The following is a 14523-nucleotide window of genomic DNA, read 5'->3' as shown; positions in this document are numbered from 1 at the left end:
ACCATGGACAAGCACTACGTGCTCGCCATCGACCAGGGCACGACCAGTTCGCGCGCCATGCTGTTTGATCGTGCCGGGCGCATCGCCGGCAGCGCGCAGCGCGAGTTCACCCAGATCTTCCCCCAGCCGGGCTGGGTCGAGCACGATCCGCGCGAGATCCTGACCAGCGTCTACACCACGATCACCGAACTGTTGAACCGCCACCAGGTGGACCCGCGCACGATCGCCGGGATCGGCATCACCAACCAGCGCGAGACCACCGTGGTCTGGGACAAGGCCACCGGCCAGCCGATCCATAACGCGGTGGTATGGCAGTCGCGGCAGAGCCATGCGATCTGCGAGCAGCTCAAGGCCGACGGCCACGAGCCGCTGATCCGGCGCAGGACCGGGCTGCTGATCGATGCCTATTTTTCCGCGACCAAGATCCGCTGGATCCTCGATCACGTCGAGGGCGCGCAGGCACGTGCCGAACGCGGCGAGCTGCTGTTCGGCACCATCGACAGCTGGCTGATCTGGAATCTCAGTGGCGGCCAGGCGCACGTCACCGACGTGACCAATGCCGCGCGCACGCTGCTGTTCGATATCCATGCGCTGCAGTGGGACGATGAGCTGCTGGCGTTGTTCAACATTCCGCGCGCGATGCTGCCGCAGGTCCGCAGCTCCAGCGAGGTGTATGCCACCACCCAGGCGCAGTTCTTTTTCGACCAGCACCTGCCCATCGCCGGCATCGCAGGGGATCAGCAGGCCGCGCTGTTCGGCCAGGCCTGCTTCGAGCCGGGCATGGCCAAGAACACCTACGGCACCGGCTGTTTCATGCTGATGAACACCGGCGACAAGGCGGTGGTATCCGAGAACGGGCTGCTCACCACCATCGCCTGGGGCATCGATGGCCGCGTGGAATACGCACTGGAAGGCTCGATCTTCGTCGCCGGCTCGGTGGTGCAGTGGCTGCGCGACGGGCTGCGCATGTTCGGCAAATCCAGCGATTGCCAAGCGTACGCCGAGCGCGCCGCCGACAACGGTGGCGTGTACCTGGTGCCGGCGTTCGTGGGACTGGGCGCACCGTACTGGCGCAGCGATGTGCGTGGCGCGATGTTCGGCCTGACCCGCGGCACCACCAAGGAACACTTCATCCGCGCGGCGGTGGAATCCATGGCGTACCAGACCCGCGATGTGCTGGCGGCGATGCAGGCCGATGCGGGCATCGAGCTGAAGGAACTGCGCGCCGATGGCGGTGCGATCGCCAATGACTTCATGGCGCAGTTCCAGAGCGACATCCTGGGCGTGCCGGTGCTGCGCCCGCAGGTGGCCGAGACCACCGCGCTGGGCGCCGCGTATCTGGCCGGGCTGGCCACCGGCTTCTGGAGCAGCCGGGCGGAGATCGCCGAACAGTGGGCGGTGGACCGCCGCTTCACCCCGCAGATGCCGACGGATCAGCGCGAGGCGCTGTACCGCGGCTGGCAGCAGGCGGTGGAAGCGACGATGGGCTTCCGCGTGGGGTGACGCCCGCGTCGGCGATCATTGCCGCGCGGGGCGCGGCCAGCCACGCATGGCGTGGCGCTACCGCGGGTGCCGGTCAGAACGCGGGGAGGACGGCGCCCTTGTACTTCTCGGCGATGAAGGCCTTCACTTCCGGGCCGGTCAGGGCCTTGGCCAGCTGCTGTACGCGGGCATCGTCCTTGTTGTCCGGGCGGGCAACGAGGAAGTTCACGTACGGAGAATCCTTGCTCTCGATCGCCAGCGCATCCTGGGTCGGGTTGAGCCCGGCATCCAGCGCGTAGTTGGTGTTGATCAGGGCCAGATCGACCTGGTCCAGCACGCGCGGCAGCATCGCCGAGTCCAGCTCGCGGAACTTGAGCTGCTTCGGGTTGGCGGTGATGTCGCGCTGGGTCGCCAACGCGTTGGTCGGGTCCTTGAGCGTGATCACGCCGGCCTTGTGCAGCAGGATCAGCGCGCGGCTGTTGTTGCTCGGGTCGTTGGGGATCACCACATCGGCGCCGTTGGGCAGCGCATCGAGCGATTTGAAGCGGCGCGAGTACGCACCGAAGGGCTCGATATGCACGCCGATCACCTTGACCAGGTCGGTCTTGCGGTCGCGGTTGTAGGCGTCCAGGTAGGGCTCGGTCTGGAAGTAGTTCACGTCGACCTGCTTCTGCACCAGCTGGTCATTGGGCTGCACGTAATCGTTGAACACGCGCACCTCCAGGGTCAGCCCCTCCTTCTCCAGGATCGGCTTGACCACGGCCAGGATCTCGGCGTGCGGCACCGCAGTGGCCGCGACCACCAGCTTCTGGGAATCATGGGCCGGCTTGCCACAGGCGGACAGGGTCAGCGAGGCGGCAAGCAACGGGAGCAGCAGGTACTTTTTCATGGGGGCAGCGGAATCCGTAGGGGCAGCAACGCCCCACGATACCGCACGCCCCGGCCCTTGCGGAATCCGGGGCATATGACCCCACGGCATGAGCCGATGCCGGCCGGGCCGGCTTACTCGTAGCTGGTCAGCGCCAGGGCCAGCAGGGCCTTGGCCTGTTCGCGCAGCATCACCGGCTCGACGATCTCCGCGTCCGAGCCGTAGTGCAGCACGTCCATCAGCAGCTCACGCGAGACGCTGTAGGGCAGTTTCAGCTCGTAGCGGCCATCGGGCAGGAAACGGCCCTGCTGCTTGGAATGCCAATGCTCATCGGCCACCCAGCGCGCGGCTTTGGCACTGAAGACGATCGTGGCCCAGCCCTTGGGCGGCCCGGAGAAGATGCCGTAGCTGGCGCCGAGCTGCTCGTCCAGCTCGCTCTCATCCACATCGCGCGCGGTGGTATCGATCACGCGCGCCTTGTAGATGCGGTCCACGGCGAAGCTGCGCAGGCCTTCGCGGCCGTGGTCCCACGCATCGAGGTACCAGTTGTCGCGGTAGTGGGTCATGCGCTGCGGCGACACGGTGCGCTGGGTCGCCTCGTCGGTGGAGCGGGCCCGGTACTCGAAGGCCAGCTGCTTGCGCTCGAGCACCGCCGAGGCCACCGCGCGGAAGCTGGCCTCATCGAATTTGCGCCCGCGGTGCGGAATCACCCGGACCCGGTCGACCGGCCAGCTGGAGACACCGGCCTGCGCCGCCAGCAGCCCTTCGATGCGCTGCTGCAGCGGGGCCAGCACCGAGGAGAGCACGCCGCCCCCTGTCCGCGAAAGCAGGTGCTGGGAGGCCAGCAGCGCGTGCAGCTCTTCCGAGCTCAGCCACAAGCCCGGCAGCTCGAAGCGGTCGCTTTCGTCGGCCTGGTAGCGGAAGCCCGCCTCGCCATCGCCTTCCACCGGCGCCATCAGCGCATCGCGCAGGAAGGCCAGGTCGCGGTAGACAGTCGCGCGGGAACACTCCAGTTTTTCCTGCAGGGCCGCCACCGTTACCGGGTAACGGGCGGACTTGAGCAGGCGATGCAGGGCGTTGATGCGTTCATATCGGTCCATGACCCGATTATGTCCGAGTCGCCGTCGTTGTGGCGGCTTCGGCTGCATCTTCGGCTATCGTGGGGCCCCCATCGCCTGCTGCCGCCCGTCATGCGCCTGTTGCCCGCCCTTGCCCTGTCCGCCGCCGCCCTGCTGCTCAGCGGCTGCGGGCGCACTGAAACGCCCGTGGCTGCGGTGCCTGCCGCGACCGCACCGGCCGCCGACCCGGTCGGCACGGTGCTGGCCGCCAGCCAGCGCTTCGGCCAGCTGCGCAGCTTCCATGCGGTGATGAAAATGCAGGGCCCGCGCGCGGTGGAAGCGCAGATGGACTACGTGGCCCCGGACCGCTACCGCCTCGTCACCGAGGATGGCCCGCAGACCATCATCGGCGGCACCTTCTTCCTGCAGCGTGCCGGCGAAGTGCGCCAGATCCCGGTGCCCGAAGGGATGCTGGCCCAGTGGCGCAATCCGTTGCCCGCTGATCTGGAGCCGGCGCAGCTGCAGGTGCGCGACCTCGGCGAAGAACGCGCCGGCGGCCAGCGCGCACACAAATACGAGGTGCGCCACGCCACTGCAGCGCCCGATGGCCTGCTGTACTGGGTCAATGTGCAGGGCCTGCCGGTGCAGATCGAGCGCAAGGGCCAGACCAACGGGCAGCCGTTCCGGATTACCGTGACCTACTCGCGCTTCGACGACGCCTCGCTGCGGATCGATATTCCCTGAACAGGGGCGAGGCCGAACGGGTCCTAAAGCCCCGGCCCATCGCCGAATGTGACGTGGAACGCATCAAGTATCATCCCCCCCTTGTTGTCCCTCCCCCTTGTCCGATCACGGAGAACCGTTGATGTCCCTGCGCGTTTCGTTGCTTGTTCCCCTGCTGCTCTGCGCCCCGGCGGTTTATGCACAGGACGTTGCCGAACTGGCGGCGATGACCTCCCCCTGGAGCGGCAGTGGCGGCGAACTGGGCTTTGCCTCGGCCCGCGGCAACAGCAATACCGAGAGCTTCAACGGTCGTCTGCGCCTGCGCTACACCGATGATGACTGGGTGCACAGCATGGACCTGTTCGGCCTGCGCTCGCGCTCGGAGTACACCGATACCAACGACGACGGCACCACCATCCGCCGCCGCAACACCACCGCCAACCGCTACACCGGCAGCGCCGGCAGTGCGCTGCAACTGGGCGAACACCGCCAGATCACCGCCACGGTGCGTTACGAGCGCGACGATTTCGCCACCTACGACCGCCAGAGCTCGTTCGGTCTCGGTTACGGCACCCGGATCATCGACGCCGAGCGGTTCTACATGGACGCGCAGATCGGTCCGGGTGTGCGCCGCACCCACAACACCGAAGACGACTCGACCCGTACCGGCCTGATCGGCCGCGGCCTGTTCGATCTCAAGTACACGCTGACCCCGAACACCGACCTGGTGAACACGCTGCTGGTCGAATCGGGCTCGTACAACACCTTCGCGCAGAACGATTTCGGCGTATCGGTGAGCATGAACGAGCATCTGGCACTGAAGGCCGGCTGGCAGGCGCGTCACAACAGCGACGTCGCCGATGACAAGCGCAAGACCGACACGCTGACCACGATGAACGTGGTCTACAAGTTCAAGTAATCGCTGCGGGCGCCGGTGCGCCCGCCATCGTGACGTAGTGCCGGCCGCTGGCCGGCTACCCGGGAACCTCGCGCGATCTGGAATGCCGGCCAGCGGCCGGCACTACACCGCGAGCAGCTCCCCGGCGCCGGCATCGAGCAGGCCGCGCGCGACGCGCTGGCCCAGCGTCTCCGGATCACTGGCCGGGCCCCGCGCTTCCGCGCGCACGATGCGGCCATCGGCGACCCCGCCGACCAGGCCCTGCAGGAACAGATCCTCGCCCTCCCATTGCGCAAAGCCGGCCACCGGCACATGGCAGCTGCCGTGCAGCGCGCGGTTCATGGCGCGCTCTGCTTCCACGCAGGCACGCGTGTCGGCATCGTCCAGCGCAGCGAACAGGCCCATCACCGCCGCGTCCTCGCCGTTGCACTCCACCGTGACCGCGCCCTGCGCCGGGGCCGGCAACCAGTCCGGGGCGGCCAGGCGCGCCACGATGCGGTGGCCCAGGCCCAGGCGTTCCAGCCCGGCGACCGCCAGCACGATCGCGTCGTAACCGCCGTTGTCGAGCTTGGCCAGGCGCGTGTTGACGTTGCCGCGCAGGTCCTGCAACTCCAGATCCGGGCGCAGCGCGCGCAGCTGGGCCTGGCGGCGCAGCGACGAGGTGCCCACCCGGGCGCCGATCGGCAATGCCTCCAGCGAGGCGTACAGATTTGAAATGAACCCGTCGGCCGCGTCATGACGGGTCAGCATGGCTGGCAGCGCGAAGGGCGCGTCCAGTTCCATCGGCACGTCCTTGAGCGAGTGCACGGCGCAATCCGCTTCGCCACGCAGCATCGCCAGTTCCAGTTCCTTGAGGAACAGGCCCTTGCCGCCGATCGCCGCCAGCGAGCGGTCCAGCACCTCATCGCCGCGGGTGCTCATCGGGATCAGCACCACCTCCAGCCCCGGGTGCACCTGGCGCAGGCGGTCGGCGACGTATTCGCTCTGCCACAGGGCAAGCGGGCTCTTTCGGGTGGCGATGCGCAGGGTCTTCATGGCGCCATTATCGACGCACGGAGGCATATCGACCAACGGTGAGCGCCTGCCAGGCCCGATGGGATCCCCGTGGCCTACAGGTGTTTGAGGTCCTGCTTGAGGCTGGCCACGCAGCGGCGGCTGACTTCCAGCGGCCCGTGGCCATGGCGCAGCACCGCCTGGACCTGGCTTGCGCCATTTCGTCGCAGCTCCACCAGTTCGTGCCGGGCGACCAGGCAATTGCGATGGATGCGCACGAATCGGGTGCCGAATTCTTCTTCCAGCGACTTCAGCGATTCTTCCAGCAGGTCTTCGCCGCGCGCGTGGTGCACGACGACGTATTTCTCTTCGGCCTGCAGGTAATGGATGTCCTCGACCGGGATCAGCCGCAGGCTGCCGCGCAGGCGCGCGCACAGCAGCGTGCGCGCCTGCTGGCTGGCGGCGGTCGCCGGGCCGCTGCGGCCGGCCAGGAAGGTCCGCGCCCGTTCAAGGGCGGCAGCCAGGCGCTCGGGGCGCACCGGCTTCATCAGGTAATCGATGGCCGCCGCTTCGAACGCGGACAGCGCATGCGCGTCGTACGCGGTGCAGAACACCACGGCCGGGCGGGGTTCGAAGGTCGCCAGATGGCGTGCGGCCTCCAGCCCGTCCAGGCCGGGCATGGCGATATCGAGCAGGACCAGGTCCGGTTGCAGTTCGGCGCAGGCATGCAGCGCCTGTTCGCCGTTCTCGGCCTCGGCCACCACCTCGATGCCGGCCTGGTCGGCAAGCAGGGAGCGCAGGCGCTCGCGGGCCAGCGGTTCGTCGTCGGCGATCACCACCTTCAATACAGTTTCCTCACTGGACCGGGACCGTGATTTCGCAAGCATAGTAGCCGTCGGCCCACGCCCCCGTCATCCGCGCGGCCGGGCCGAAGCGCCAAGCCAGGCGGTGGGCGATGTTGCGTTGTGCGTGGCCTGCGCCCTGCAGCAGCGGCAGCCCGCGGGTGGCCGGATCCGGCGCCGGGTTGCGCACCCGGATGCGCAGCTGGGTGCCGTCGCTGGACAGCGCCAGCACGATCGTGCCGCCGGCAGGCACCCGTGAGATGCCGTGCAGCACCGCGTTCTCGACCAGCGGTTGCAGCACCAGCCGCGGCATCGGCAACGACCATGGCAACGGCTCGTCGCGCAGCCAGATCACCTTCAGGCGTTCGCCCAGGCGCAGCGATTCGATCGACAGATACTGCTCGGCCAGTTCGCACTCGGCCTGCAGGGTGGAGTCGCCATCGCCGGCACCCAGCGCGGCACGGAACAGGTCGGACAAGTCCAGGACCGCGCGCTCGGCCACGTCCGGATCGCGGCGCAGCAGGCTGGCGATCAGGTTCATGCTGTTGAAGAGGAAATGCGGCCGGATCCGCGCCTGCAGCGCATCGGCCTGGGCCCGTGCATTGGCCAGCATCTGCGCGCTGCCACGATCACTGACGTAGAAGTAGCGCAGCGCCAGTGCGCTGATCAATGCGGTCATCGCCGCGCTGCCCAGCGTGAACCGCCAGAAGCCGACGGTCTGGGCGAAGCTGCCGCCGCCGATCACCCCGTACAACGCATGCACGATCGCCGCGCACGCGCCGGCGATCAGGCCGGTCATCATCACCACCAGCACCATGCCCGGCACCTCGGGCAGGCGCGAGAGCATGGCGCGCACGCTGCACAGGCTGACCGTCACTGCCAGCGCCAGCCACAACGCGAAGCCGCTGGCGGACAGGAAGTCCGGCAGCGTCCAGTGGCGGCTGCCATCGGGTGCCAGCGCCACCACCACGACCACCAGCTCGGCCAACCCGAGCATCGCCGCCAGTCGCGGCAGGCGGCACAGCTCGGGCAACCAGGACTGCTGGCGCGGGTCGTTCATGGCGTCAGGCGGCCAAGCGCGCCTCGAGCCAGTTGCCCAGTGCGTCGAGCTCGTCGGCACAGACCTGGTGGGCCATCGTGTAGGTGTGCCACTCCACCGGCAGGCCGAGCGCGCTCAGCGTCTGTGCGGTGTGCTCGGCGATCGCCACCGGAATCACCGGATCCTGCGTGCCATGGGCCATGAATACCGGCACGCTGATTGCGCCGGCCACGCGCGCGGCCGCAGCCTTGGCCGGGTCGGGCAGATAGGTCGACAGCGCGATCAGCCCGGCCAGCGGACGGGTGCGGCGCAGCAGCGCGCTGAGGATCACCGCCCCGCCCTGGGAGAAGCCGGCCAGCAGGATGCGCTCGGCCGGAATGCCGCGGGCGATCTCGCGCTCGATCAGCAGTTCCAGTTCCACGATCGAGGCATCCACGCCGGCGCTGTCGGCGCGCGAGCGAAAATCCATGCTGACGATGTCGTACCACGCGCGCATCGGCACGCCGTTGTTGATCGTGATCGGCTGCACCGGCGCATGCGGGAACACGAAGCGGATCGCCGGCCAGTGCGGGCGCACCAGCTCGGGCACGATCGGGGCGAAGTCATGGCCATCGGCACCCAGGCCATGCAGCCACAGCACCGACCACTGCGGGTCGGCGCCGGTTTCGTTTTCCACGGTATCCAGCATCAGGCGGCTCCAGTACGATCAAGCCGCATTATGACCGCGCCCCGCTGCAATGGGGCGCTGATCGCGGCAACGCAGGGCTCAGCCGGCCGGGTGCGCCTCGGCAGCCGCACGGCGCAGCTCGGCCGCGCGCACCAGCACCTTGGGCGGTGCCGATTCTTCCGGGATTTCCATCAGGCCCAGCCGGTGCATCCACACGCCGGCGGTGCGCGAGGAGGTGAAGCCCACCACCGGAATCGCCAGCACCATGCCGATCACCACCGGCGCCATCCACGCCGCCAGCGAGGGCGAGACCGCATAGGCCAGTGCCCCCATGAACAGACCGAACACGCTCAGCCCGCCATAGCCACGTGCCAGTGCCAGCCAGGACACTCCGCCATCGTCGCGCTGCTGCGCATCCCAGCCCGAGTCCTTGCCGGCCAGCACTTCTGCCACGCCGCGCGACTGCACGTACATCACCACCGGCGCCATCAGCGCGGCAAGGATGGTCTCCAGCAGCATCGAGATGAAGGCGCGGATCGTGCCACCGCAGCCGCGGCGTTCCACCGGCTCCAGCAGCATGGCCAGATAGCCCAGTACCTTGGGCGAGAGCAGCACCACCATGGTGATCGCGAACATGCGGATCACCTGCGTCTCGTCCTGGTGGCGCCAGTAAACGCCCGGCGAGAGATGCAGTACTTCATTGAGGTCGATGCCGCCCTGGAACAGCGGGATCGCGATGCCGATCAACATCAGCATGGCCCACATCGGCGCGGTGAAGTAGTGACCGATGCCGACCAGCATGTGCATGCGGCTGACCCAGTGCAGGCCCTTGGAGCCAACCACCTTGGCGTGCTGCAGGTTGCCCTGGCACCAGCGGCGGTCACGGACCAGCAGGTCGGTAAGGGTCGGCGGGCCTTCCTCATAGCTGCCTTTGAGGTACGGCACCATGTGGGTGGCCCAGCCGCCGCGGCGCATCAGCGCGGCTTCGACGAAATCGTGGCTGAGCACATGCCCGCCAAACGGCTCCTTGCCCGGCAGCGACGGCAGGCCGGCCTGCTCGGCGAAGGCCTGGGTGCGGATGATCGCGTTGTGGCCCCAGTAGTTGCTCTCCGCGCCATGCCACCACGCCACGCCGCGGCCGATCACCGGGCCGTAGACGCGCCCGCCGAACTGCTGCATGCGGGCAAACAGGGTGCGCCCGCCGACCACCGCCGGCAGGGTCTGGATCAGCCCGACATCCGGGTTGTGCTCCATCCCTGCGACCAGGCGCACGATGGTGTCGCCGGTCATCAGGCTGTCGGCGTCCAGGATCAGCATCTGCGGGTAAGCGCCGCCGAAGCGGCGGACCCAATCGGCGATGTTGCCGGCCTTGCGCCCGCTGTTGTCGCCGCGGCGACGGTAGAAAATGCGGTCATGGCCGCCCACGGCATCGCACAGGGCGCGGTAGGCCGCTTCTTCGGCCTGCCCGATGTCATCGCGCCGGGTGTCGCTGAGCACGTAGAAATCGAAGTTCGCCAGCTGCCCGGTCTCGGCCACTGACTCGTAGATCGCCTGCAGGCCGGCCAGCAGCCGGCGCGGATCTTCGTTGTAGGTGGGCATCAGCAGCGCGGTGCGCGTGTGCACGGTCGGCAGCGGTGCGTCCGGGTCGATGCCCAGCTTGTAGCCCCGATCGAACACGGCGGTCAGGAAGCCCGCCACGGCGCCGGCAAACGACAGTGCGATCCACGCGAACAGGCCCACGAACAGCACCAGCAGGCAGGCCTCGAGCACGCTGATGCCGTTGACGGCCAGCACCTTCCACATCATCCGGCTCGCTGCAGCGGTCATCGCCGCGGTGCCGCCCAGGATGTAGAAACGGCGCAGCCCGATCATCCGCGGCGAGGTGCGCTGGCGTGGCACCTGCAGCCGGCCTTCGCGCAGCGACTGCTCGGGCATCGGCAACGGCGACTCGGCCGGCAACGTCGCCCGGCCGGCATCCAGCGGGGCGTTGAGGGTCTGGGTACTCATGCGCGGTGTCCCTGTGCAGGGCGTGCCAGGCCGGGGGTGCCAAGTGCGGAAGGGGGCGTCCTGAGCCCGGCGTGCGCGCTGGCACGCATGCGTCCTGTCGGTGCGGGCCGGAGACCGGCACGCAGCGTATGTCTGTGACTACCGGAACCCACGAACTCTCCAAACCGACTTGAGACGAAAAATGCGGCTCAGTCTATGGCGCGAAATGTAAGGTGCGCGCGAAGGGCTGACCGGGCATTTCTCCGCATTCAGCTTTTGGATCGAGACAAGTGGAGCGCCCCGCACAGGCACCGCCGCGCAGGCCCTGTGCCATGGGCCTCTGCCCATTCATCTTGCAGGCGGCCGGTCCAGGCCCCGCATGGCGATGGACACCGTTCCAACGGCCCCGGTGCGGGGCCAGATGGGCCGATGTTGCGCGGTTTTCCATCCCGTGGGCGGGGGAGCGGGCGTGCGTTTGGACGACAGGGCGCACCGGCGTGCAGTGGCGCGTTGGGCTCAGGCGACGGTGGCGGCGATGGCCAGGTCGGTGTCGACCGGCGGGCGCGACAGCGCACGCGCGCTCACCTGCGAGAACTGCAGCTGGGCAAGCAGGTGTTGCGCCTGGGTGGCGACCGGGCACGGCGTGATCTGCGGTCCTGCCACAGGGCGCTCGGGGGACATCACATCAATGGACATGGTCTGGCATCTCGCTGACTTCTCATGACCCGCGGGGCTTCCGGCCGCGCGGATTGCGCACCCTATCGGAAAACCGGGACGAATGTGTGACGGTGCCCGCAGTCCCTTCCAAGAGTGCCCGCAAGCGTCGAAAAATTGGCGCCAATCAAGAGCTTGTCGGTATCATGTAATCGTTTTCAACAAACGATTCGGATATGGATTCCAACACTGCTTCCCCCTACAGCCCCAAGTGGCAGTTCCGCTTCAACTTCTTCGAACAGCACGGCGCCCCCAATACGCCGACCTTCAAGGCGGCGTACAAGACGCTGCCGTTCGGCCAGAAGATCAAGGTCAACTTCAACTTCTACGCCCTGTTCTTCAGCTGGATCTACCTGCTGATCGTGGGCATGTGGCGCAAGGCGCTGACCATCCTGGGCATCACCCTGGTGCTGATGGTCGTCGTGGCGTTCCTGCCGGACGTGGTCGGCCGTGCGATCGGGGTGGCCTGGTCGGTGTTGATCGCGCTGACCACCAACTATTCGTACTACCTGGAAAAAGTGAAGGGCGACACCAGCTGGAACCCCTTCGCCGGCATGCGCTGGTAAGCAGCGCGCAGGCGTGGATGAAGAGCCCGGTCATTGACCGGGCTTTTTTGTGGGGCGCCGGCCCTGGGCGTCGATCACCACCTCGCCGTCTTCCTTGCGGAACGGAGCATGCACCGGTGGCAGAATCTCCAGCACGGTCTCCGAGGGCCGCGCCAGGCGCACCCCGCGATCTGTCTGCACGAACGGCCGGTTGATCAGGATCGGATGCGCGAACATCGCATCGAGCAACTGCGCGTCGTCGAGCGCCGGATCGGCCAGGCCCAGTGCGGCGTAGGGCGTGCCCTTCTCCCGCAGCGCATCGCGCACCTGCAGCCCCGCCGCCGCGATCAGTGCGATCAAACGCGCGCGATCCGGCGGGGTCCGCAGGTACTCCACCACCTCCGGTTCGACGCCGGCATGGCGCATCAGCGCGAGCACATTGCGCGAGGTCGCGCAGGCGGGGTTGTGATAGATGACCGCCTTCATGCGCGGTCTCCCACGGCGAGCGGCGGCGGTGGCGGGACCGGCTCCACCACGCCGGCAGTACGGGCCAACTGCGCCGCGTACACGTCGTCCTTGCGTTCACTGTATCGGTCGGTCAGGTAGTCGCTGTGGTCACGCACCAGCAGGGTGAACTTCACCAGCTCCTCGACCACGTCCACCACGCGGTCGTAGTACGCCGAGGGCTTCATCCGGCCGTCCGTATCGAACTCCTGCCAAGCCTTGGGAACCGAAGACTGGTTGGGGATGGTCACCATCCGCATCCAGCGCCCGAGCACCCGCAATGCGTTGACCACATTGAAGGACTGCGAGCCGCCACACACCTGCATTACCGCCAGGGTGCGGCCCTGCGTGGGGCGTACGCTGCCTTCGGACAACGGCAGCCAGTCGATCTGATTCTTGAACACCGCACTGAGGGTGCCGTGACGTTCCGGGCTGATCCAGACCTGGCCTTCGGACCAGTGCGACCAGGCACGAAGCTGTTGGACCTTGGGGTGGTCGGCATCCACCGCGTCGACCATCGGCAGCTCGTGCGGATCGAACACGCGGACCTCGGCGCCGAAGTGCTGCAGAAGACGTTCCACCTCCCTGGCGAGCCGCCGGCTGTACGACTGCGGGCGCAGTGAGCCAAACAGAACCAGAATGCGCGGCGGATGGTCACTGGCACGCGTCGACAACCGCGCGGGATCGGGGATGTCGACCGCCGCAGCGGTCAGGTATGGCAAGCGGGACATCGGGTTGCTCCGGATGATTTGTTCGATTATTCTAGAAACATGGAACATAAAACCGCAACCCACGCCCTGGCCGCGCTCGGCCATGCCACCCGCCTCAGTGTCTTCCGTCTGTTGGTCCAGGCCGGCCGCGGCGGCCGGTTGGCCGGCGAGATCGCCACCGAACTGGGCCTGCCCGGTGCCACCCTGTCGTTCCATCTCAAGGAGCTGAGCGCAGCCGGACTGGTCAACGCCGAGCCACGCGGACGCAGCATCTGCTACCGCGCCGATTTCGAGGCGATGAATGGCCTGATCGGTTACCTGACCGAAAACTGCTGCGCCGGCGAGGCGGACTGTGGCCCAGGCGGCCAATGCGCGCCGCCGCGCTGACACCTAGATGACCGCGCCTGTTGCGATGACGACGCCCGCCTCTTCCCGGTTGTCATTCCTGGACCGCTGGCTGACGCTGTGGATCTTCGCGGCGATGGCGCTTGGCGTGACGCTGGGGACGCTGTTCGACGGCCTGCCCGCCGCGCTGGAGGCCATGACCCTGGGCGGCACCAACCTGCCCATCGCCGCGGGGCTGATCCTGATGATGTACCCGCCGCTGGCCAAGGTGAAGTACGAGGCCCTGCCCGCCGTCTTCGCCGACAAGCGCGTGCTGGCGCTGTCGCTGCTGCAGAACTGGGTGGTGGGGCCGGTGCTGATGTTCGCGCTGGCCGCGCTGTTCCTGCACGACCGGCCGGAATACATGACCGGGCTGATCCTGATCGGGCTGGCCCGCTGCATCGCCATGGTGCTGGTCTGGAACCAGCTGGCGCGCGGCGACAATCAGTACGTGGCCGGCCTGGTCGCGTTCAACTCGCTGTTCCAGATCACCTTCTTCAGCGTCTATGCGTGGCTGTTCCTGACCGTGCTGCCGCCGTTGTTCGGGCTACAGCGCAGCGTGATCGATGTCAGCACATGGACCATCGCCGGCGCGGTGCTGGTGTACCTGGGCATTCCCTTCGCAGCGGGCTACCTTGGCCGACGGGTACTGCTGCGGCTGCGCGGGGCCGCGTGGTACGAAACCCGTTTCCTGCCCGCGATCAGCCCGATCACGCTGGTCGCGCTGTTGTTCACCATCGTGGCGATGTTCAGCCTCAAGGGGGGTGACGTCCTGCGCATTCCGCTGGATGCGGTGCGTATCGCCATCCCGCTGACGATCTACTTCTTCGTGCAGTTCCTGATGAGCTTCGTCATGGGCCGCTGGATCGCACGCGACTACCCGCGCACCACGGCGATCGCCTTCACCGCGACCGGCAACAACTTCGAGCTGGCCATCGCGGTGGCGATCGCCGCCTTCGGGCTGGGCTCACCGGTCGCGTTCGCCGCCGTGATCGGGCCATTGGTGGAAGTGCCGGTCCTGATCGTGCTGGTCCACCTCGCGCTGCGGCTGGGACGTCGCGGTTTCCCAGACACCACCTGAAACAGCAGCAACAGCAGATCGATCTGCTG

The 14523-nt window shown here is 67.6% G+C and carries 16 protein-coding genes; 6 read left to right on the top strand and 10 right to left on the bottom strand.

Features of this window, described 5'->3' with window-relative positions; translation table 11 throughout:
• Positions 1-3: 3 nt before the first annotated feature.
• Positions 4-1503, top strand: a complete 1500-nt coding sequence (glpK, locus tag POS15_RS19975) for a glycerol kinase GlpK (protein ID WP_070471885.1) — start codon at positions 4-6, stop codon at positions 1501-1503.
• 73 nt (positions 1504-1576) lie between these two features.
• Here the strand turns inward: glpK and POS15_RS19970 are convergent, their stop codons facing one another.
• Together POS15_RS19970 and POS15_RS19965 are read right to left on the bottom strand one after the other, a co-directional pair.
• Entirely contained in the window at positions 1577-2371 is a 795-nt protein-coding gene (locus tag POS15_RS19970; RefSeq protein WP_284128737.1) for a MetQ/NlpA family ABC transporter substrate-binding protein, read from the bottom strand.
• A 113-nt stretch (positions 2372-2484) separates the two neighbouring features.
• Positions 2485-3450 carry a YafY family protein gene (locus POS15_RS19965; RefSeq protein WP_019183619.1) on the bottom strand — a complete coding sequence of 322 codons (966 nt, stop codon included), beginning with the start codon at positions 3448-3450 and terminating at the stop codon, positions 2485-2487.
• A 90-nt stretch (positions 3451-3540) separates the two neighbouring features.
• Between POS15_RS19965 and POS15_RS19960 the strand changes: the two genes are divergently transcribed.
• Both POS15_RS19960 and POS15_RS19955 read left to right on the top strand, forming a co-directional pair.
• The gene (locus POS15_RS19960; protein ID WP_102789365.1) at positions 3541-4152 is read left to right on the top strand and encodes a hypothetical protein; all 612 of its coding nucleotides are present in this window, start codon (positions 3541-3543) and stop codon (positions 4150-4152) included.
• Positions 4153-4273: 121 nt separating this feature from the next.
• A complete protein-coding gene (locus tag POS15_RS19955) occupies positions 4274-5050 on the top strand; it encodes a DUF481 domain-containing protein (RefSeq protein WP_019183617.1) in 777 nt (258 codons plus the stop codon).
• A gap of 102 nt (positions 5051-5152) precedes the next feature.
• Here the strand turns inward: POS15_RS19955 and hemC are convergent, their stop codons facing one another.
• The 6 genes from hemC to POS15_RS19925 form a co-directional block, all read right to left on the bottom strand.
• Positions 5153-6064, bottom strand: a complete 912-nt coding sequence (gene hemC / locus POS15_RS19950) for a hydroxymethylbilane synthase (RefSeq protein ID WP_070471883.1) — start codon at positions 6062-6064, stop codon at positions 5153-5155.
• 74 nt (positions 6065-6138) lie between these two features.
• Positions 6139-6867 (bottom strand): LytTR family DNA-binding domain-containing protein, encoded by a 729-nt coding sequence (locus POS15_RS19945; protein ID WP_284128736.1) that lies wholly within the window; start codon positions 6865-6867, stop codon positions 6139-6141.
• A 10-nt stretch (positions 6868-6877) separates the two neighbouring features.
• Positions 6878-7924: a histidine kinase gene (locus tag POS15_RS19940; RefSeq protein WP_070426004.1), complete on the bottom strand. Its 1047-nt coding sequence runs from the start codon at positions 7922-7924 to the stop codon at positions 6878-6880.
• Positions 7925-7928: 4 nt separating this feature from the next.
• A complete protein-coding gene (locus POS15_RS19935) occupies positions 7929-8594 on the bottom strand; it encodes a carboxylesterase (protein ID WP_026069843.1) in 666 nt (221 codons plus the stop codon).
• 75 nt (positions 8595-8669) lie between these two features.
• Positions 8670-10577, bottom strand: a complete 1908-nt coding sequence (gene mdoH / locus POS15_RS19930; protein ID WP_019183612.1) for a glucans biosynthesis glucosyltransferase MdoH — start codon at positions 10575-10577, stop codon at positions 8670-8672.
• 495 nt (positions 10578-11072) lie between these two features.
• Complete coding sequence (locus tag POS15_RS19925; RefSeq protein WP_019183611.1) at positions 11073-11252, bottom strand: hypothetical protein; 180 nt, start codon at positions 11250-11252, stop codon at positions 11073-11075.
• Between the two features lie 194 nt (positions 11253-11446).
• Here POS15_RS19925 and POS15_RS19920 point away from each other — a divergent pair, with 194 nt between their 5' ends.
• A complete protein-coding gene (locus POS15_RS19920; protein ID WP_019183610.1) occupies positions 11447-11836 on the top strand; it encodes a DUF2628 domain-containing protein in 390 nt (129 codons plus the stop codon).
• Between the two features lie 30 nt (positions 11837-11866).
• Here the strand turns inward: POS15_RS19920 and arsC are convergent, their stop codons facing one another.
• Both arsC and arsH read right to left on the bottom strand, forming a co-directional pair.
• Positions 11867-12301, bottom strand: a complete 435-nt coding sequence (gene arsC / locus POS15_RS19915; RefSeq protein WP_070471880.1) for an arsenate reductase (glutaredoxin) — start codon at positions 12299-12301, stop codon at positions 11867-11869.
• Positions 12298-13050, bottom strand: coding sequence for an arsenical resistance protein ArsH (gene arsH, locus POS15_RS19910; RefSeq protein ID WP_070471879.1), 753 nt, complete (start codon positions 13048-13050; stop codon positions 12298-12300). Before arsH ends, arsC begins: the two co-directional genes overlap by 4 nt.
• 39 nt (positions 13051-13089) lie before the next feature.
• Between arsH and POS15_RS19905 the strand changes: the two genes are divergently transcribed.
• Positions 13090-13416, top strand: a complete 327-nt coding sequence (locus POS15_RS19905; protein WP_070471878.1) for a metalloregulator ArsR/SmtB family transcription factor — start codon at positions 13090-13092, stop codon at positions 13414-13416.
• Positions 13417-13441: 25 nt separating this feature from the next.
• Complete coding sequence (gene arsB, locus POS15_RS19900) at positions 13442-14494, top strand: ACR3 family arsenite efflux transporter (protein ID WP_070471987.1); 1053 nt, start codon at positions 13442-13444, stop codon at positions 14492-14494.
• The last annotated feature ends 29 nt before the right edge of the window (positions 14495-14523 follow it).

Source organism: Stenotrophomonas sp. BIO128-Bstrain (assembly GCF_030128875.1).
In the GTDB taxonomy this organism is placed as follows: domain Bacteria; phylum Pseudomonadota; class Gammaproteobacteria; order Xanthomonadales; family Xanthomonadaceae; genus Stenotrophomonas; species Stenotrophomonas bentonitica_A.
This window is presented reverse-complemented; position numbering and strand designations above follow the sequence as displayed.